This window comes from Vibrio sp. 10N.222.55.B11 (assembly GCF_041473705.1).
In the GTDB taxonomy this organism is placed as follows: domain Bacteria; phylum Pseudomonadota; class Gammaproteobacteria; order Enterobacterales; family Vibrionaceae; genus Vibrio; species Vibrio crassostreae_C.
On sequence record NZ_JBFRST010000039.1, the window covers coordinates 89,937 to 108,716 of the forward strand.

The following is an 18,780-nucleotide window of genomic DNA, read 5'->3' on the forward strand; positions in this document are numbered from 1 at the left end:
CCAAATCGAAGCTGTCATCTATCACGTTGATAACGAAAGAGTAAAAACAAAGAAGCCCAGCTTAATTGCTGGGCTTCATGTTGTGCTGTCAGAGCGATTTGTTAATTCAGAACTATTTAGTAATAAAAATTTGTTCTGTTTCTAGTGATGTCATCGTGCGAACTTGACGCCAAATGTAGTAGAAAATACCTAACATCATCAGCATGCTTGGGATGGCGATTGCTGGGTAGCTGTAAAGTGTCAGCTTGCCAAGTTCTTCATTAAAGGCAGCGGTGCCAGCAGGGCTAGTCACAATCCAAGTCGCTAGGAAGTAGTTCATAGCTGAAGAAAATGCGAAAGTACTCGCGAATAGGTAGTTGGATGTCATTAGACAACGATCAAACTTTGCTTGGTTACCGAACTGTCTTAAACGCTCTTCAATAAGAGAGATGTTTAACAGAGCTGGTGTAAAGATAACTTTTTGGATAAACGGGTAGCGAGTGAAGGTCGATCCAAGAACCGCTAAACCAATTAGGCCGGGGATTAATGCTTCTTTTAGCGCTAACCAACGAGTGTCTAGTTCGAAGAAACCAATACCGCCCGTTAATAGCACGCTGACGAAGCCAAGCGCCGCGATGAAGTTGAACTTCTTGTTGCGGATTAACTCCATGCCACCATAAGCAATAGGGAAGGCAAGGGCAACAAGCAAAGCTAAGCCTGTTCCGAGATGCTCATCTCCACTGAACTTCATTAAAATGAATGAAGGAAGAAAGACGTTAAACACGACTTCGAAAAGAGGACTCGATTTTTTGTTTTCTGTGTTACTCATAATTTCTAAATACATTATGTTATGGATTTATTCTCAGGGATTGTTGTTTACCTCGCCCAAGATGTAAAGCCTTAAGGCGTCATGCTGTGTAACGACATGTGACATCAACGACATCTCTGAGCCTATATAACGCTCAATTTAATACTTTGTGAGGGATGTTTATCTGGCCGACTTGGGGAAATCGAGTGGAAATTTTGGTTTAGTTTATTCAAACCTAATTCAGTTTATTGCGTTGTCGCGTACTCTCACTCACATTCACCGTTCTTAAACGATTGATGAATGTGAAATGAGGCAGAACAGAAAGGAAGAGTTATAAGCCCATTATTCGTCGAAAAGTAGGTTAAAGCTCAAAGGGATTTGGTCGGAAATCGCTAATCTACCCACGGTCGCTGAAAGTTTGTTTAGATTCTCTGTAGATATCCCAAAATCAGCGCCATTGACGATGATTGTCGAAGCTGAGCTAACCATGACAAACCCTGAGGATGGAACCACCACAACTGGGAAGTCGATCGTTTTGGTTACGCCGTGTAAAGTAACTTCCGCTGCTACTGTTGTTCTTTTTGGATCACCAGATAGCATCGACGGTTCAACCTTCCCAGAGATCTTCACTTCAGGAAAAGTCATCGATTCAAAGTAGAGTTCATTCAGTCTCTGGTCACGAATAGCGACTCCGGTGCTCACGCTTTTCAAGTCCAATACTATTGAAAACTGGCCCTCTTCGGTAAGTCCTCCAGACATAGGTTTGATGGATGCGGGCTCGACAACAAACTGCTTTTTAATGGTCGCGAATGTGATGTTCGATAACTTCGGATCTAATGTGTAGCCCGACTCCGCGAAAGATTGAGCGGAGATAACGGTGCATAGGAGGCCGAATGTAGAGATTAGTTTTTTCATAAGTTGTCACCAGATTGATGAATTCACAGGTTTACGTTCTTGAGTCGTACGTTTTTAAAATGACTTTTTGGAAAGAGTGATTGAGAGAAGCTTAGTTCAGCATTCGAAAAATTACCGCAGGAAAAGAAGAGCGTCGCTATATTACTGGAATCATGATCGACGAAGTGACTTGTTTATTTTTAGTTATGTTATAACATAGCTAAAATCACTCTTGCCAAGAATAATTATTCTGTTGGTAAAAGGGAAGCGATGAGCATGTATCAAGGAGACGACGTAATGAATGCCGTGTTAACCAAGCCTTTGGCTACCAATAGCAGCCAGCCACTCAACATTAGTTCAGCTGTGAGTATTCAGGATAAGGCAAATCACAAGCCAAGCTCGAGTGCTTCTGAGCAGCCAACGGTATTAGCGGATATCTACCAAAGTGATATTAATATAGCGGTATGGCAGCGACAGTTTGATGAAGGCTTAACGACGGCAATTAGTGAATTTATCGCCTTGAATCCAAACTTTAGTAAGTCTGTTAGCGTGTCACCTGAAAATGCTTTCGATAAGTTGGAATTTGCCACCGATGGCACCGCCTCTAAAGCGCTGTTAGAAAACATGGCAGAGCTGGTGGATATGTTCTGTTGTTTGTTTGAGCTTGAAGAAGTCGGGTTACGTTTAGCCGTTCTGAATAAAGCGATGTGCCCACGTTTCCATTTTGATCAAGTGCCTTGCCGCTTGGTGACAACTTATCATGGTGTTGCGACTCAATGGTTGCCAAACGACTTAGTCGACCGTTCTAAGCTAGGGCTAGGGGCTAACGGAAAGCCTGATTCTGTTTCAGGCCTGTACAACGACGAATCTGACATCCAGAAAATGGCCAGTGGTGATGTTGCGTTATTAAAAGGGGAGCGTTGGAGTGGCAATGAGAATAGAGGCCTTGTTCACCGTTCACCAGTCACTTCATCTGACGAAACACGATTGCTGTTAACGTTGGACTTTGGTTGATCAACTTTTGACTACTTTGTCCGCAACCTGTTTCTATTCAGACGTTCAACACGTTTAAATACCTTCCTAATGATCTAACGGTATAGCGCGATCTGTGCCGTTATTACTCTCAAACAGAGACACTCATCAGCTGACCATGTTTAACTCATTAATTCAAAATTTATAGTTTACCATTCTCTAAATCAATGGGTTACGATGCGTGCTCTTACTCACACATATGAATAATTCAACCGGTTAGCTGGTTTCTTAATTTATTTTAAAGCGTAAAATATATCCCGCTTGCAAACCGCTTTGGCAATCAATTTGTTCGCCACGGTTTATTACTTCCAAATTATAGGTTTCCTATGTTCAAGAAACTCTCGCTTAAAAATAAACTGGCGATTTCAGCCAGTATGGCCATTATCCTGGGGGGGATCTTGGTCGAGGCATTGTCTTTTCGTGCTTCATTGCAAAGGTTGGATACAGAAGTTGAACAGCGTTTAGAAGGCGCATCGGCTTCTTACAATCAATATGTATCGGATTGGATCTTATCCAAAGAGCGTGCGCTTACTTCTCTTTCGAAAGAGTCCAAACAAGAAAGCTTGGTGACTCATCTAAAACAGGTTCGTGACTCAGCCTCTTTTGATAATGTCTTCTTGGCATTTCCTGATGGTTCGCAAAAGAACGCGAACGGTGTTGTGTTGCCACCGGGCAATGATGATCCACGCGTATGGGGTTGGTACACCAATGCGGTTGCGAACCCAAGCAAGGTGTTCATGGATAACCCAACGGTTGCTGCAGCAACTGGGGCGAACGTTGTTTCATTAGGAACAGCAATGCAACTGCATGGGCAACAGGTTGTGTTGGGTGCTGATGTAGAAATTACAGACATCTTAAACAGTCTAGAGCAGGTGATTCTTCCAGGTGAAGGTTACATGTTCATCGCGACCAATAAGGGCACGGTTTATACGCACCCTGACACTAAGTTACTGAACAAAAACATCAGCTCACTTGGGTTAGATTTTGCGGACGTACAAAAGGCGCTGACTAGCGGTAAAGACACTTCTATCGAGTTGAATGGCAGCGACTATGTTCTGTACGCACGTGCGATTGATGGAACGAGCCTGATTACTGTGAGCGTTGTTAACCATGACTCTCTGGTTGCGCCACTATTTGATGCAGTGATTGGTCAAGTGTTGGTGACGCTACTTGTGGTGATCGTATGTACCATACTGTTTAACCTGTTGTGTACGATTCTATTCCGCCCGTTGAACCACGTTTCTCAAGCACTGGCGCAAATCGCGAATGGTAGTGGTGATTTAACTCAACGCATTCATGTTGAAAACCAAGATGAAGTGGGCGAGTTGGCTCATAACTTCAATACCTTTGTTGGAAGCTTACAGCAGTTGATTGGCCATATCCGTGGGCAGTCAGAACAGCTAAACAGCCAGTCAGAGCAAAGTGCTCAGCGTGCGAACCGTTCGGTGGATGAGCTTAATCATCAGCAGCAAGAAATCACTATGGTCGCGACGGCCGTAACTGAAATGGCGAGCGCCACGCAAGAGATAGCATCGCATGCCGAGCAAACAGCAAAAGCGGCGCAAGATTCAGCGACAAGCACTAACAGTGGTCACGCTCTGGTTGTGGATACCAAAGGTTCAATCAATAACCTAGCCAATGAAGTCAACGAAGCGGGTAACGTGATCAGCGAACTTAACAAGCACGCTCAAGAGATCTCGACAGTACTCGCCACGATTCAAGGTATTGCTGAGCAAACCAACTTGCTTGCTTTGAATGCGGCGATTGAAGCGGCTCGTGCTGGTGAACAAGGTCGTGGATTTGCTGTGGTAGCGGATGAAGTACGTGTGCTTTCGCAGCGTACCCACTCTTCAACGGAAGAGATCAAATCAACAATTGATATCCTGCAGCGTACAACGGCGCAAGCGGTTGAGCTGATGGAGAGCAGTTCTAAGTTGGCAATACATTCAGTAGAAGATGCCGATCGAGCTTCGCATGCGCTTGAAGAGATCAATACTGCAGTTGCTTTGATCAGCGATATGGCGACTCAAATCGCGACGGCTGCTGAAGAGCAAACACACGTGACGGGTGAAATTACCCAAAATATTACGACCATTAAAGATGTTACTGACCACCTAGTTGTGGGCGCACAGGACAGCTTAACTGAGTCAAACGAACTTAAAAGCCAAGCCGCGGGTTTAAGCGACAAAGTGGCCACTTTTAAGCTTGCTTAACTGTTTCACTCGCTGATGCCTGATCAGTGAGTGCGCGGTAAGCAATAAGTCAAAGCGACGTAGATTACGTCGCTTTTTTTGTATTTGTGAGTCATCGAAGTCTTAATTAATCAGTTTCTGAAAACTCTTTTAGCGCGCTCATTGCAGCTTCTGCTTTGTCTTTTTGAACGAAGATATGGTCGTGATAGTAGCCCGCAACAACGTTAGCGCTAATGCCGTAAGAGCCAAGCTTTGTCGCAAACGCCGCCGTTAATCCAACCGCTTCAAGGCTCGAATGTACCGATAAAGTGATCAGGCTAAACACAGCGTCGAAGTCTAGCTGAGCTTTGGTCGCAACGTCTTCTTCCAGAACCAGCGTTAAACCTTCTTTTTCACGAAAAGTCGAGATTGGATTGAGCTGAACATAGTCTGCTAGCGCTCCGTCGACAGTGCAAAAAAACATAGTTACCGTCGATTAATTCTGGTGACATGGATTTCAGTAGGAGGTCTAGGTCGGTAATGGCAGTCATAGTCAGTTTCCCTGCGTTAATAAGCTAATTGATGATGTATGCAGTCACGATAGAAGCAACTGACAGTTAAGTAAAATTAATGATTTTAATTCTGCATCAGTTTTACTAATGGCAAGTTTTCCTCCTTAGTGATGGCATCGTACTTCTACCAACTTGTCGATTGTTCCATCTCGTCAGATAAATGGTCGATAAAGGCTCTTAACAGCGGTGTGACTTGTTTACGCGTTCCATAAATAGCATGAACACCGAGCGTTTTAGGTTGCCATTCAGAAAGCAGTGGCACTAATAGACCATCACGCATCAAGGTTTCCACTGAAGGGAAGGGCAGTAAACAGATACCGTTGCCTTTGAGTGTGGCAGAAAGCAGAACCTCTGAGGTGTTTGCACTGATATTCCCTTTAATCGGAACCGATTCGAGCCCATTGGGGCCATTGAACGTCCAAGCGGTTTTGCCAAAGTAACTGAACGATAAACAGTTGTGGTGCGCTAGATCTTGGGCTTCTGTGGGTGTGCCTTTCTCTTTTAGATATTGAGGCGATGCGCAAATCACGGAGCGGCATTCACCGATCTGCTTCGCGACAATATTGGGCGTCAGTTCGTTGGTTATGCGAATGGCCAAATCGATGCGTGACTCAACCAGGTTGACGGTCTGATCAGTCGAGATAATGTCGATAGAAACCTCTGGCCATTTGGCGATGAAGCGACTAATTGATTCCATCAAGAGGCTATCGACAATCGAGTAGCTCGCAGTAATACGCAGCTGACCTTTTAAATGCTCTCGGTTTTGGTTTCTGATCCCAGCTAGGGATGTTTCCAGTGCCAAAAGTTCTCTGGCGACCTCAAGTGTTTCTTTACCTGCGCTAGTTAAACTCAAGCTTCGTGTTGTTCTGTGAAGCAAGCGTGTGTCCATCCATGCTTCTAACTCACCCAAATAACGAGTGACCTTGGTTCGTGAGAGATCAAGGTGCTCTGCCGCAGCGCTTAAACTGCCACGTTCCACTATGGTGACAAAGACATTCATTGCCTCGAGTTTATCCATTGTTTTATTGCCTAGAGAATTAAACCGACCTCAGTATATGTCCGAAAACTGCAACAGTTAAAGTTAATTTGATGTCTATTTCATCTAAAAACAATCAAATAAGGTATTTGGACATTCAGCGAGTTGGCAGGTGTTCAACTCCAAATATCGGAATAAAGCCATGAATACGTTATCGAAAACCCTGTTATCAAAAAGCATGCTTTTAGGAACCATAAGCCTAGGAACCGTGCTGGCATCAAGTGTTGCGCTAGCGACAGAACTGAACATTACTCACTATAACCCCGGCGAGAACGCGATATTCCCGGCAAGCTCGGTATTGGTCTCGGGTGAGAAAGAAGTGATTCTGTTTGATGCGCAATTTAGTGTGGCTGATGGACAAAATTTGGTGGAGCAAATCAAAGCGACTGGCAAAAAATTATCGATGATTTACATCAGTAGCGGCGACCCAGATTACTACTTTGGTTTGGAACCGATAGTTTCGGCATTTCCTAACGTTAAAGTCGTTGCCAGTGAAGCCGTTGTCGCGCATATCAAACGCACCAAAGATGCAAAGCTTGAATACTGGGGGCCTATATTAGAAGGCAACGCGCCCTCTAAGGTGATTGTTCCAATGGTGATGAACGACACAACATTAAGCATCGAAGGTGAAACCATCGAAGTGAAAGAGATAAATACACACCAAGCTTACCTATGGGTTCCGTCTGAAAAAACGGTGTTTGGTGGCGTGTCGGTGTATAGCGGTGTGCATGTATGGATGGCAGATACTGCATCGAAAGAGATTCGTAGCCAGTGGTCACAATCGTTGGAGCGTATGAAAGCACTAGAGCCAGAGGTTGTAATTCCGGGTCACTATTTAGGTGAAATGCCAACAGGAATAAATGCAGTTCACTTCACGAAGGATTATGTGGCTGATATTGAAAAAGCGTTGGCGAGCAAAAGTAATCCAACATCGGTCGAGATCAGTGATTACATGAAGAAAGCCTACCCGAAATTTGAGGCTACGGAAGGCGATTTAGAACTTGGCGCGAAAGTGCTAAGCGGCGAAATGGCTTGGCACTAGAGTTGATTATCTCGGTTGTGTCCCAGAACAGTCTGAAGATTGTATGCTAGATTTATTGGTGATACACAACTGGAGATATCGATGATCTGGCTTTCAGTGAAAGTACTACAGATTGGACTTGTCTATGGATACAGGAAGTATCAAAAAACGAAAAGAGCTCCAGCTTAGGAGCTCTTTTTTTGTTTCGGAGAGACGACTTTCTATTTCAAGTGAGAAAGAAAATCAACATTTACCCGGTTTACAGTTAGTAGTCAGATTAGCCTAGTAGCCAGATCCGCCCTGCAACTCAATATCACCAATAAGCGAAAGTATGTTGAAAATAGAACCCATTACTCCTCACATCGGCGCTCGTATTCACGAACTAGAGCTTTCTACATGCAGTGCTGATGAACTCGATAAGGTGTATCAGGCACTTATTGCCCATCAAGTGATCTTTCTCGACGGGCAGACTTTGTCTCCAGAACAACACTTGATGATTGCACAGCGCTTTGGAACGTTAGAACCTGCACATCCTTTCTTCCCTCGCGTGGAAAGTGCGCCACAGGTGAGTGTGATTGAAACAACCCGTGGCAATGCGCCAAAGGAAAGTTATTGGCATACCGACTTAACGTGGCGCAGCTTGCCGTCGAAAGCTTCCCTGTTGCATGCTCAACACATTCCAAGCATTGGTGGTGACACTATCTGGTGTTCTATGACTGCGGTTTTTGAATCTCTACATGAAGATATGAAAGCTAAGTTGAGAGGGTTGTCGGCGACTCATTCGCTTGTGGCCTTTGAAGGTATAGAATCAGAAGACATTGATCTCGATTGGCACAAATCCTTGATTAAAACAGCACAGGAGAATCCGCCAGTGGTTCACTCTGTTGTTCAAGTTCATCCTGAAACGGATAAAGAAACGCTCTGTATCAATGAACAGTTTACTCGTTATATCAACGAACTCGACCGCAAAGAGAGTGATGTTTTACTCAGCCAACTGTTTGAAATTGCGAGACGCCCTGAGTTTCAAGTTCGTTTCAAATGGGACAACGGCTCAATGGCGATCTGGGATAACAGGGTAACGCAACATTACGCAGTGATAGATTACGGGGATACTCCAAGAAAAATGCATCGAGTAACAGTGACATAGCGGTAAGCTGAACACAGTTATCAAAAGAACACCGCGCATGCCCATCCCTGAACCAAGCACTCGTACTTAAATTTAAGCGTCAGCAGGGTGCATCATTCATCTACGCTTAATAATAAAAACAAATGCGTTGGTACATATTTGATTGAAACCTCACTGCTCGGACGTGATGTGTAATATAATCGGCGCCAAAATATAAGTATAAAAACCAAATCATAGAATTAATAAACGTCAGGGCTTAGAGAGCAAAGTATTTCGTATGAACGCGATTCGTAAAGTTTACCAGTACGCAGAACCGAATTTAACCCTCGTGGGTTGGATGGGCTTTGTCGGCTTCCCAATTTACTACATTGTGTGGGAGTTTTTGTTCCCGCAACCCTACGAAAACTTAGCGCTTCGCCTGTTTTGCTCGGTATTGTTCTTTGGCATTATATTTCGCAATCGCGTCCCATTTGAATGGCGAAAATACCTTCCGGCTTATTATCAAGTTGCCGTAACTATCTGTTTGCCAGGTTTCTTCTTCTACATGCTGCTAATGAATAATTGGTCCAACGTTTGGGTTATGTCATTCATGTCGGCTATTTTCCTCCATATTTTATTGGTGCACGTGACGAGAGTGATGTTTGCACAAACCTTTGCCGGTATTGGGATTGCTACCTTGTGCGCTTGGATTGCACAAGGCTTCTACCTCGAACTCACAATGGATTGGACGCATGTGCCAATCTTTTTGTTTATCTACTTATTCGGCAACTTGTTCTACTTCCGCAATCAGGTGGAACATGAAAACAAGGTGTCATTGGCGAAGTCTTTTGGTGCGGGTATTGCCCATGAGATGCGAAACCCTCTAAGCGGATTACTTACCTCTATTGATGTCATGCAGTCCATATTGCCGAACCCTAAAAGTGGCGATCAAAAAGGGCAATATGCGTTAAGCAATGAAGAAGTGATTCAGTTGCGTGAAGTGGGCGATGAAGCGATGGAGATCATTCATTCCGGTAACGAAACGATAGATCTGTTACTGACTTCAATTGATGAAAACCGAGTCTCTCGATCTACGTTTAAGAAGCATTCAGCGCAAGCGGTGGTTGAGGATGCGATAGACAGTTTCAATTACAAGCGCTCTGCTGATAAATCAGCAATCTCTTTAGACGTACAGAGTAACTTTGATTTCTTGGGTAGCGACACTTTGTTGAAGTACGTGATGTATAACTTGTTCAAGAACGCATTCCACCATCGCAGCCCTGAAGATTTTCATATTCATGTCACCATGTGTAGTGATGAAGTGGCCAATCAAATAATGGTTACCGATAACGGATCAGGCATCTCAAATGATGTGATTCGACGCATTTTTCAGGACTTTTATACTACTGGCCAATCGGGTAATTACGGCTTAGGTTTGCCATTTTGTCAGAAGGTAATGCGCTCGTTTGGTGGTGAAATTAAATGTCAGTCTGAAGTGGATCAATGGACACAGTTCACGATGACTTTTCCGTCTTTGTCTTCCCATTCGGTGAAAGAAATCAAGAATGAACTGACTAAACTTAAGACTGTGCTAATGGTGAGTGACCAGAAAGTTCTCACCAATAAAATGACTGAGGTAGCCCGTTTTATGGGGTTTGACCTAGAGATTTTGGATGTGGCATCAGCGCTTCAGAATAAGGAATATCAATTTGAGTTCGACTTGATTTTCGTTGATATGGAGAGCTTGGATTTAAGAGCTAGTTGCCTCGATAAGATTGAATCGTTACTTTCGTTCACTGAGGCGCGAATCATTTACTTGTATGAGCGTCATCCTATCAAGCGTGTACGTAACATTTCTTTCGAGCCTATTTGGGTGGAAACACAAGTCTGGCTACTAAATACTAAAGCGACCATTGACCGTTTACTGTTTGACTCCAACTACGTGATGCCATCGGTTGCTGTAAAACCGCTAGAGGCCACCACTAGACGTACGATTATGGTGGTCGATGACAATGAATCTCTACGCCGATTTACGGCAATGTTATTGGAAAAACAGGGCTTTGATGTTGTGCAAAAAGAAGACGGACAACAAGCCTTAGATGCGCTTGATACCGACGAAATCGACTTGATCCTAATGGATATTGAAATGCCAATCATGGACGGTGTTGAAGCTTCTCGCCGAATTCGCAGTGCCGACAAAGAATACTCTTCGGTGCCGATTATTGCTCACACGGGTGACAGTTCTCCCGTTACCTTGGAAAAGATGGAATCATCAGGCATGTCGGACTTTATTGTTAAACCTGCCGATAAAAACCGACTGTTTGATAAAATTGCTCACTGGATTTAGCGGGTGTAATAGTCTGAAGTTCACGACCATTGGGTAGACATAGATTCAAGAAAGAGCTCAGCGAATTGCTGGGCTCTTTTTGTATCGCGACATGATAGCGTCCATTCAGTCCTGCCGTTGGTGTTGGTTATAAATATGGTTCGAAAAAGGTTACACGAACTCTAACTCGGGGTGATGGTACGCTTCGTGACAAACCGTGAGCACATGGTCAATGTCTCTTGGCGTCATATCGGCATTCACTGAAAAACGGATGATGTTTTTGTTCTTGCCCGTCGCAGGGCGGCAGAATACCGCACCGAACACATCACGTTCTTCTAAGAAGTCTCGCACACGCTCCGTGTTTCTTTCATTGCCGCACTCTAGCGCTACAATTTGAGACTCACTGCGGATATTAAAGCCAATTCGCTTTAGCCCCGTAGTCAGCGACTTAGCCCGATTGAATAAGGCTTCTCGTTTGTCTTCCGCACCTTTGATCACCTCCAACGTTTTCTCTAAACGAACCACTTCTTGTGGTAACACTGTTGAGCTAAAAATCGCAGGGTACGCCACAAACGGCAAGGTTTTAGACAGTTGTTTAGGGCCAAGGATTGCCCCAGCGCGATAAGCAAAGGTTTTTGCCAAGCTAACGGTGATGAAGTCGACTTGGTTGGTGAGCCCCAATGCTTGCACTAAGCCTGCACCATTCTCTCCATGTGTACCCAGTGAATGGGATTCATCAACGACGACCGCACAATCAAACTCTTGCGCCATTTCGTAGATGTCGCGCAGTGGGGCAATGGTGCCTATTGTGCTGTAAACCGAGTCGACAACAATGACACCTGAGCCGTGGCGCTCTAACTGTTTGCGTAGGTGATTCATATTGTTATGCATAAACGGATGGGCAACTGCGCCGGCAGCCCGAATCCCTTCCCATAGCGACATGTGTGCAAGGAAATCAATATACACAGGTGTGCCCGGTGGGCAGATGGTTTGCAATAGCCCAATATTGGCCGCCCAGCCCGATTGAGAAAGCAAACAGCTCTCCATTCCAACATAGTTCGCAAGCTTAGTTTCAAACGCAGGTTTAGACTGATCATCTTGTAAGAAAATGGCAGACATCACCACGTTGTCATCGTGCTCGCAGATCGCCGCTTGATGGGCTTGTTGGATCTGTTTGTTGTGTGACAGCGCTAAGTAATCATTGCTCTGCATCACAACGGAATTACGCTGGGGGCGTTTACCCAATACTAAATGCTTCTGGCTTTGGTTCTGGGTAATCAGGTCTTGAATATAGAAGTTCAAGCGTTCTTCGATAAAGGAAGGTAGTGGTTTGTTTTTTGTTTTATCACTCATAATAGTTCTCTTCAAATACAGGAAAACGCCAGCGCTGACGGCTGTATATTGACGATTAAAAGTGAGGTGTCATTAGCCAAGTTGCATAATTTTGTGGGTGCTTGCAAACTCAGCATTTAAGGGTTTTGAGGCGAGTGGGTTTCCTTACGGTTCGGGGCTTTACCCGAATTAAGATAGGAATAATAGCCTTCTTTTTTATGACAAAAGGCTATTAGAATTCGGCATTCGAAGGCATTTAAAAAAGCGGATTTTGAAAGGCTACGTGCTACGTGCTACGTGCTACGTGCTGTTAGCTGTGAATATGGATAAGCTCGATTAAGGCATCCAATTGCTGCTTGGCTCCACCCTCTAACGAATACCCAATATTGATGCGTAAGCAATTGCTGTAAAGGTCGAGAGTGCTGAACAGGTGTCCAAGCCTAATATCAATGTTCTTCTCGGTAATGCCCTGAGCAAAGGCTGACTGGTTCAAGCTTGGGATTTGCAGCCAAAGCAGCATGCCACCTAGTGGATTACTTATCTTCACATCTTGAGGAAGGTGCTGAGCCAAATAACTTAGGTATTGTTGGCGCAAAGACAAGATCTGAGTGCATCTTTTCCTCACGTGCTTAGCGTATTGGCCAGATCCAATAAAGTCAGCAACCGCAAGCTGAGTGGGCAGGGCAACGCTGTAGCTCGCAGCTGAGAACTGAGCCTTGTATTCGTTGATAAACCTGCCCGGCAAGCACCATCCCAAACGGTAACTCGGTGACAAACTTTTCGATACTGATCCACACCATAAGACAAAACCGCCTTTGTCGTAGTATTTCGCGGGGAGCGGCGTGTGTGAGGAGTAGGACAGTTCCAGATACACATCATCTTCAATGATCGGCACTCGATAGTGATTCGCTAATTCAGCCAGTTTCTGCTTTTGAGTGGCTGACATATTGATCCCTTGAGGGTTCATATGAGAGGTACAAAAGATCGCGGCATCGACTTGTTTATTTTTCAAATGCGCTTCTAGCTGTTGCAAGTCGACACCATCATCGAGCGATGGGATCTCGATGATTTTTCGCGACATTTGTCCGAGCAATTCCAGAATACCGTTAAAACATGGCGAGCTAATAGCGATGGTGTCGCCTTCTTTAGTGCAAGATTCAAGTGCGGCCTTAATCGCAGACATACAGCCAGCCGTAATCACCATCTCTTCAGGTGAAAAGTGCACATCGAGCTTGGCAAAATGAGTGGATAATGCCTGTCGTAAAATCGGCTCACCTTGTGTATCTGGGTAATGGTTAAGCCTGTTGCTCATACGCCTAATAGCGCGACGAAAACTTCGTTCCAGTTCAACGATCGACTGCTCATCATTGGTGGTGCTCGAAACCCCTAAAGGTCCGTTGATTGAGTTGTGAGTCGATGACGTTTGCCTAACGCTGGACACCTTACTCTCAAACTGTGCCCACTCTGGGGTTGAGTGAGCAGGTTTATGAGGAGAAACAAAATATCCCGCTTGCGGTCGAGAATGAATCCAACCTTGTGATTCCAGTTTTTGGTAGCAGCTCACCACGGTCGACATGCTGATCGCCTGTTGCTTGGCGCTACTTAGTCAGTTATGGCTTTGTGTTCGGTGTGGGTATCTGGGGTATGGCTTCATGGTCGATCACTGCTGGTTTATCGTCTGGGCTTTCATCGGTCTTGCTTTCAACCAACGTATTAATCGGCATGGCGGTAGGCGTGTGGTTGTTCAAGGAGAGTGCTTCTATTCGTAAATTATTGGGTGCGATGCTAGCTATGTGTGCATTGGCGGTATTGGTATCTGCAGCTACGGGTAATGTCACCGTTAATGGCGTGATCTTGATTATGATTGCGGCGTGCAGTTGGACCTTGATGGGCGTGATTGTTAAGGCATCGAAAACCACTCAAGCTTTTGCGTTCAATGTCTGGGGGATGCTGTTTGCTCCAGTGCCATTTGCCGTGATGTTACACGGTGACCAAATAATCTGGCAGGGCATCGAACAATGGGATTGGAACACGACGATTGCGGTGCTGTTTCAAGCTTACCCAACCACGCTATTTGGTTATTGGGTATGGAATAAGCTGCTAATCCAATACCCTTTAAGCACGACCGCGTCGTTAACCTTGTTAGTGCCTATCTTCGCATTGATTAGCGGTTACTTTATGTATGATGAGGTGCTGTCTGTGGCTCAGGTTGTTGCATCAATACTGTTTCTTGTCGGGATTGGTTTGATTGTGAAACCTGCGAATACAACGAATACCAAAGCGACACAAACACTTGCTGAACAAAAATGATTGAAGAAAGCTGATATTGCATGAGCAGCTTTGAATGACAAATAAGACCTCGCACTTGTGAGGTCTTATTCTATGTCGAAGAAGTGAAGTTATTTAAATAACCAACTTACTAAGCAATCAACTAACCATACACGCAAGTAACTGGCTCTCAAGATCATCGTCTATTTCTAGACCGATCATTTCTATTCTGATTTCGATACACTCATCGAGTTCTGATTCCGTCAAGCCACCCTCTGTTAAGTTGTAACCGAAAACCTCAAAAGAACATAGGCCTTTATAAGTGAATTCGAATTAAATTCTGAAATGATACAAATCTTATATTTAATAACGCTTATTTAGTAACCTTTGTTGAGTCCCATATCAAATCAAGTGGCTGATTTTATTGGGTATCGGAGAAAAGTCTCAAAAATTATTATTTGGTTCGCTAAAGTTTTAAATTCTATTAATGGTTGTTTGTATGGAATATAACTCCATTTCGTTACTGTTGAGTAGATGGTTTTTAGCTATATATGTGAAATTTGAAGCGAGTTATCTTTCTGATTTGAAAGAATAATTAAATAGTTAAGATAAAAAAGTTGGCGAAAATCAGAAGCTTGGCATACACTTTCCTTGTAAATGACCTTATCTCATTGATTGAATAGGGTAAATGCTTTGGCGCTACTGGCGATGGTAGCAATGTTTAACATAGCTTTGAGGAAAGTTTTATGGCACTCACGAAGGCCGATTTGGCTGAGAACCTGTTTGAGACACTCGGATACAGCAAGCGGGATGCCAAGGAAACGGTTGAAGTGTTTTTCGAAGAAGTTCGTAAAGCACTCGAAAATGGCGAACAGGTAAAACTGTCTGGTTTTGGTAATTTTGATCTTCGCGAGAAAAACGAGCGACCTGGTCGTAACCCGAAAACTGGTGAAGACATTCCAATTTCTGCTCGACGTGTTGTTACTTTCAGACCGGGACAAAAACTAAAGGCCCGCGTTGAAAATATTAAAATCGAGAAGTAGCCAAGCAATAGACCACGCCTAGCGTGGTCTTTTTGTATCTGCATAGAGTTTAAGCTAAACGCATTTCTTTAATTTTTAGTAACCTTTCTCAAACTCCATCTATTTACTGTCCGGTAAGAACTTGCTTTAGATGCGAAAACAGAGGCTAGGCCTCTGACTTTGAATCTTCACTCTAAAGGGCTTGTTGAACCTTACTTGCGATGTCTTCAGACACCCAAGGTTTCCATACCTGTGGTGAGCTTTCTAGAAAGTAATACATGGCTTCTTCGGCGTCGGCTTGGTTGTCTTCCATCCAGGCCAGCAACTCACTCATTTGTTTATTGGTAAAACCACGCTTTTCAAAGTATTGGTAGGCAAGAGGTTCGTTATTGGCAAAGGCTTCTGTGGTGATTGTGTGAACCGGTGCTGGTGGATACATGGTCACTTTAGGAGATTCACAATCAGGTTGTGTCGTACAGTTACGGAATTCCTCAATGTCAGTACCACTTCCGAAATCAACCTTCACCATTTCATACTTACCTAGCACAGGCGTAGGCGACCAGTAATATCCAAACCATGCTTTTTTGCGTTCGTAAGCTTTCGCTATCGTACCTGCTAAAGCGGCGCCTGAGCCGGGATCAACCATTTCAAAATTGTGATCTTCTAACTTAAGCGCATCGAACAGGTGACCGGAGGTAATCTGACAAGTCCAACCCGCAGGGCAGCTATAAAACGCAAACTTCTCATCATCTTCTGGGTGTTCAAACAGCTTTGCGTTTTTAATCACACCTTCAATGGTTGTAAGCTCTGGGTACTGTTCAACAAGGTAGTTTGGTACCCAGAAACCTTCTTCACCGCCGTTGACCAAAGACTTGCCCGCGTAACGTAGACGCTTATCCGCAACACCCTTATCCAACGCTTCTTTGATGCCATTAGTCCAAAGCTCTGGCGCAACATCAGGTTGATCTTTTTCAATCATTGACGTGCCCGTAGGGACGCTATCACCGGGGATTAAGTCCGCTTCACAGCCGTAGCCGTTATTCAAAATGAATTGGTCGACATGAGCAATAGGCTCGCCGAGTTCCAGTTCATGTCTGCAATGGTGATCTTTCCGCATTCGTCAGCACTAGCGTGTACAGAAAACGCAGCAAGTAGCGCGATGGAAAGCATGGATTTGTTATTCTGCATTGACGTAATTCCTTTTCTTGTCAGAAGCTTATTCGCTATAGAAACAGAAATGTTCGACGGAGAAAAGAGACTGAGATCTAAATTTAAACGATCTGATTATTTGGGATAGGAAGTGGAGAGGCTACTCAACAAGTACTAAAAAGGGCTGCGAGTGCAGCCCTTGTGATGTTTATTGGAATAGCCTATCTATGTGTTAAGCCGCTTTAATGTGCGTTGTAATGTACGGTTGCCATGCTTGTTGGTAAAGCTCTAAAGATTGGCGTCGTAGGCTATTGATTTGTGCCGCTTCGATATCGTTGATTGGGCGATGTTCCGCAATTGCGTGACGCTCAATGCCTTGGATAATTTCGTACAGCTCGTGCTCAGGACCACTTTTCACATCAGCAATCGCTTTTAAGTGAAGTTGAACCTCTGCAATGATGTTGGTTTTAGGCAAACGAACCAACAAGTTAAGGTCACGGTAACCAGAGTCAGCTGGTGATTTAAACTTGTTTTTCAGCTTTACAACGTCTGCTTCACGGCTTAGCGCTTCGTAAACTTCAACCAAGCTCTCTACATCGTTCGCGATGATAGTTGCACGGGCTAAGTCGGTAATTTTTGTCACATCACCATCAAGCTCAAGGGCGATTTTTTCTTCTGCACGAGCTTGAGATTTAACGCCAGCAAATAGCGCTTCAGAATTGGTTAGTAGGGCAGTACTTTTACAGATAGTCTCTAGTTCAGCTTGGCCTTGATGCGCTTTGCTGTACAGAATATCGAAGTCGGTGTAAGGCTGAGTCGGGCGTGAGTCGAAGGCTTTGATGCCGTAAAGGCCGCTCAAACTATGACGGAATACGTTTGAAGATACTTGGTTTTGCGCAGGAGTGCGCGTTTGATCTGTTGAACTTGTTGAAACAGGTGCTGCTGCGAATGCAGGCGCTCGGCTCAATACCAAAAGCATTAGGGCCGTCGTACGGAGAAATACACTCATTCAAACTCCAAAATACAAGGTTACAAAAAACGGGTAGTCAAAAGGGGTAACCAGTAACGCACAAGAGTAAAAACAGCTTAACTAAACTCACTACATAATAAATGGGGCTAGCTAAGACAGAAACCAACTCTAACGTTTAATATTGCTTTAAAATGTGAAGATATAGACAAATAATCCAACCGTTAGTTCCGCAATTATCAGAACTTTGAACTTAGCCAGTTTCTGATTTTATCGAAATCAATTTAGTACTTTAAACCAAGCTAAGGTTGCTCTTACCTCTCTATACTGTACCCTTGCATTATGACTGTTTAACATGAACGAAAGATGAATAATCCTGAATTTTGGCACAATAAATGGGCAGCCAACCAAATTGGTTTCCACCTCGAAGATGTAAACCCACTTCTGATTAAATTTTGGGAAAATACTGAGCCTAGCTACGAGAAGAGTGTGTTTGTTCCACTTTGTGGCAAAAGTGAAGATCTGATTTGGCTAGCTTCAAAGCATGAAGATGTTCAAGGTGTCGAGTTAAGCCAGATTGCGGTTCGCGCATTTTTTTCAGAGCACCTTTATACCCCGACTGTGACTCAAATTAGCGGTCAGCACGAGCTCTACCAATTCGATGAACTGAACATCTACACGGGCGATTACTTTTCAGCGCCAATCCAACCTGTCGATACCATTTATGATCGCGCGTCTTTAGTCGCATTGCCTGAAGAGATGCGAGTGCAGTACGTAGAGCGCTTAAAACAACTGCTGAAACCGGGCGGTAAGATCCTTCTGGTGACTCTGGATTATGATCAAAGCGAGATGGCGGGGCCTCCGTTTAGCGTACCTAAGTTAGAGATTGCTCAATTGTTTGCAGGATACAAAATTACATTGTTGAATCAAGATATAGCGAACGATGAACATCCGAAGATTGCTAAGAAAGGGTTGTCTCGCTTCTGTGAAGAAGTGTATTTGATTGAGTCAGACGCTTAAGTTCAGTCTGCTTAGTTAAGCGAACAGATAACACCAACAAAAAGACGGGCTCGATAGCCTAATGCCGTTCACTTAAGA

12 protein-coding genes and 5 pseudogenes are annotated in these 18,780 nt (G+C 44.2%); 8 read left to right on the plus strand and 9 right to left on the minus strand.

Features of this window, described 5'->3' with window-relative positions:
• Window positions 1-112 precede the first annotated feature (112 nt).
• Both AB4503_RS14355 and AB4503_RS14360 read right to left on the minus strand, forming a co-directional pair.
• Complete coding sequence (locus tag AB4503_RS14355) at window positions 113-808, minus strand: VC0807 family protein (protein WP_372115193.1); 696 nt, start codon at window positions 806-808, stop codon at window positions 113-115.
• Between the two features lie 321 nt (window positions 809-1,129).
• Window positions 1,130-1,702 (minus strand): YceI family protein, encoded by a 573-nt coding sequence (locus AB4503_RS14360; protein ID WP_372115195.1) that lies wholly within the window; start codon window positions 1,700-1,702, stop codon window positions 1,130-1,132.
• Between the two features lie 276 nt (window positions 1,703-1,978).
• Between AB4503_RS14360 and AB4503_RS14365 the strand changes: the two genes are divergently transcribed.
• Together AB4503_RS14365 and AB4503_RS14370 are read left to right on the plus strand one after the other, a co-directional pair.
• Window positions 1,979-2,695 (plus strand): DUF1826 domain-containing protein, encoded by a 717-nt coding sequence (locus AB4503_RS14365; protein WP_017070813.1) that lies wholly within the window; start codon window positions 1,979-1,981, stop codon window positions 2,693-2,695.
• Between the two features lie 344 nt (window positions 2,696-3,039).
• On the plus strand, window positions 3,040-4,926 hold the full coding sequence (locus AB4503_RS14370) for a methyl-accepting chemotaxis protein (RefSeq protein WP_372115197.1): 1,887 nt from the start codon (window positions 3,040-3,042) through the stop codon (window positions 4,924-4,926).
• 106 nt (window positions 4,927-5,032) lie between these two features.
• Here AB4503_RS14370 and AB4503_RS14375 read toward each other — a convergent pair.
• Both AB4503_RS14375 and AB4503_RS14380 read right to left on the minus strand, forming a co-directional pair.
• Window positions 5,033-5,435 (minus strand): annotated as a pseudogene (locus AB4503_RS14375) (ACT domain-containing protein).
• 145 nt (window positions 5,436-5,580) lie between these two features.
• Window positions 5,581-6,474 (minus strand): LysR family transcriptional regulator, encoded by an 894-nt coding sequence (locus AB4503_RS14380; protein ID WP_017066262.1) that lies wholly within the window; start codon window positions 6,472-6,474, stop codon window positions 5,581-5,583.
• A 160-nt stretch (window positions 6,475-6,634) separates the two neighbouring features.
• On the opposite strand from AB4503_RS14380, the gene AB4503_RS14385 reads away from it, so the two are divergent.
• The 3 genes from AB4503_RS14385 (at window position 6,635) to AB4503_RS14395 (ending at window position 10,965) form a co-directional block, all read left to right on the plus strand.
• Entirely contained in the window at window positions 6,635-7,534 is a 900-nt protein-coding gene (locus AB4503_RS14385; RefSeq protein WP_017066263.1) for a Vmh family MBL fold metallo-hydrolase, read from the plus strand.
• Window positions 7,535-7,844: 310 nt separating this feature from the next.
• A complete protein-coding gene (locus AB4503_RS14390; RefSeq protein ID WP_017059123.1) occupies window positions 7,845-8,660 on the plus strand; it encodes a TauD/TfdA family dioxygenase in 816 nt (271 codons plus the stop codon).
• 256 nt (window positions 8,661-8,916) lie between these two features.
• Entirely contained in the window at window positions 8,917-10,965 is a 2,049-nt protein-coding gene (locus AB4503_RS14395; protein WP_372115200.1) for a response regulator, read from the plus strand.
• Between the two features lie 150 nt (window positions 10,966-11,115).
• On the opposite strand, the gene cqsA is transcribed toward AB4503_RS14395, so the two are convergent.
• Both cqsA and AB4503_RS14405 read right to left on the minus strand, forming a co-directional pair.
• Window positions 11,116-12,297: an alpha-hydroxyketone-type quorum-sensing autoinducer synthase gene (cqsA, locus tag AB4503_RS14400; protein WP_371714807.1), complete on the minus strand. Its 1,182-nt coding sequence runs from the start codon at window positions 12,295-12,297 to the stop codon at window positions 11,116-11,118.
• A gap of 289 nt (window positions 12,298-12,586) precedes the next feature.
• Window positions 12,587-13,873: pseudogene (locus tag AB4503_RS14405) on the minus strand (PLP-dependent aminotransferase family protein); the annotation flags it as partial.
• Between AB4503_RS14405 and AB4503_RS14410 the strand changes: the two are divergent.
• Window positions 13,864-14,586, plus strand: a pseudogene (locus tag AB4503_RS14410) (DMT family transporter); the annotation flags it as partial. The pseudogenes AB4503_RS14405 and AB4503_RS14410 sit on opposite strands and share 10 nt — an antisense overlap.
• Window positions 14,587-14,703: 117 nt before the next feature.
• Here AB4503_RS14410 and AB4503_RS14415 read toward each other — a convergent pair.
• Window positions 14,704-14,841, minus strand: a pseudogene (locus AB4503_RS14415) (GTP-binding protein); the annotation flags it as partial.
• Between the two features lie 449 nt (window positions 14,842-15,290).
• On the opposite strand from AB4503_RS14415, the gene ihfA reads away from it, so the two are divergent.
• Complete coding sequence (ihfA, locus tag AB4503_RS14420; protein WP_004734853.1) at window positions 15,291-15,587, plus strand: integration host factor subunit alpha; 297 nt, start codon at window positions 15,291-15,293, stop codon at window positions 15,585-15,587.
• Window positions 15,588-15,759: 172 nt separating this feature from the next.
• Here the strand turns inward: ihfA and AB4503_RS14425 are convergent.
• Together AB4503_RS14425 and AB4503_RS14430 are read right to left on the minus strand one after the other, a co-directional pair.
• Window positions 15,760-16,754: pseudogene (locus AB4503_RS14425) on the minus strand (ABC transporter substrate-binding protein).
• 193 nt (window positions 16,755-16,947) lie between these two features.
• Window positions 16,948-17,724: a RelA/SpoT domain-containing protein gene (locus AB4503_RS14430; RefSeq protein ID WP_017059130.1), complete on the minus strand. Its 777-nt coding sequence runs from the start codon at window positions 17,722-17,724 to the stop codon at window positions 16,948-16,950.
• 324 nt (window positions 17,725-18,048) lie between these two features.
• Here AB4503_RS14430 and AB4503_RS14435 point away from each other — a divergent pair, with 324 nt between their 5' ends.
• Window positions 18,049-18,702, plus strand: coding sequence for a thiopurine S-methyltransferase (locus tag AB4503_RS14435; RefSeq protein WP_372115202.1), 654 nt, complete (start codon window positions 18,049-18,051; stop codon window positions 18,700-18,702).
• The last annotated feature ends 78 nt before the right edge of the window (window positions 18,703-18,780 follow it).

Bases quoted from the DNA above. Each gene is read 5' to 3' on its own strand.
- AB4503_RS14355 (WP_372115193.1), bottom strand. From the start codon at position 808: ATGAGTAACACAGAAAACAAAAAATCGAGTCCTCTTTTCGAAGTCGTG.
- AB4503_RS14360 (WP_372115195.1), bottom strand. From the start codon at position 1,702: ATGAAAAAACTAATCTCTACATTCGGCCTCCTATGCACCGTTATCTCC.
- AB4503_RS14365 (WP_017070813.1), top strand. From the start codon at position 1,979: ATGAATGCCGTGTTAACCAAGCCTTTGGCTACCAATAGCAGCCAGCCA.
- AB4503_RS14370 (WP_372115197.1), top strand. From the start codon at position 3,040: ATGTTCAAGAAACTCTCGCTTAAAAATAAACTGGCGATTTCAGCCAGT.
- AB4503_RS14380 (WP_017066262.1), bottom strand. From the start codon at position 6,474: ATGGATAAACTCGAGGCAATGAATGTCTTTGTCACCATAGTGGAACGT.
- AB4503_RS14385 (WP_017066263.1), top strand. From the start codon at position 6,635: ATGAATACGTTATCGAAAACCCTGTTATCAAAAAGCATGCTTTTAGGA.
- AB4503_RS14390 (WP_017059123.1), top strand. From the start codon at position 7,845: ATGTTGAAAATAGAACCCATTACTCCTCACATCGGCGCTCGTATTCAC.
- AB4503_RS14395 (WP_372115200.1), top strand. From the start codon at position 8,917: ATGAACGCGATTCGTAAAGTTTACCAGTACGCAGAACCGAATTTAACC.
- cqsA (WP_371714807.1), bottom strand. From the start codon at position 12,297: ATGAGTGATAAAACAAAAAACAAACCACTACCTTCCTTTATCGAAGAA.
- ihfA (WP_004734853.1), top strand. From the start codon at position 15,291: ATGGCACTCACGAAGGCCGATTTGGCTGAGAACCTGTTTGAGACACTC.
- AB4503_RS14430 (WP_017059130.1), bottom strand. From the start codon at position 17,724: ATGAGTGTATTTCTCCGTACGACGGCCCTAATGCTTTTGGTATTGAGC.
- AB4503_RS14435 (WP_372115202.1), top strand. From the start codon at position 18,049: ATGAATAATCCTGAATTTTGGCACAATAAATGGGCAGCCAACCAAATT.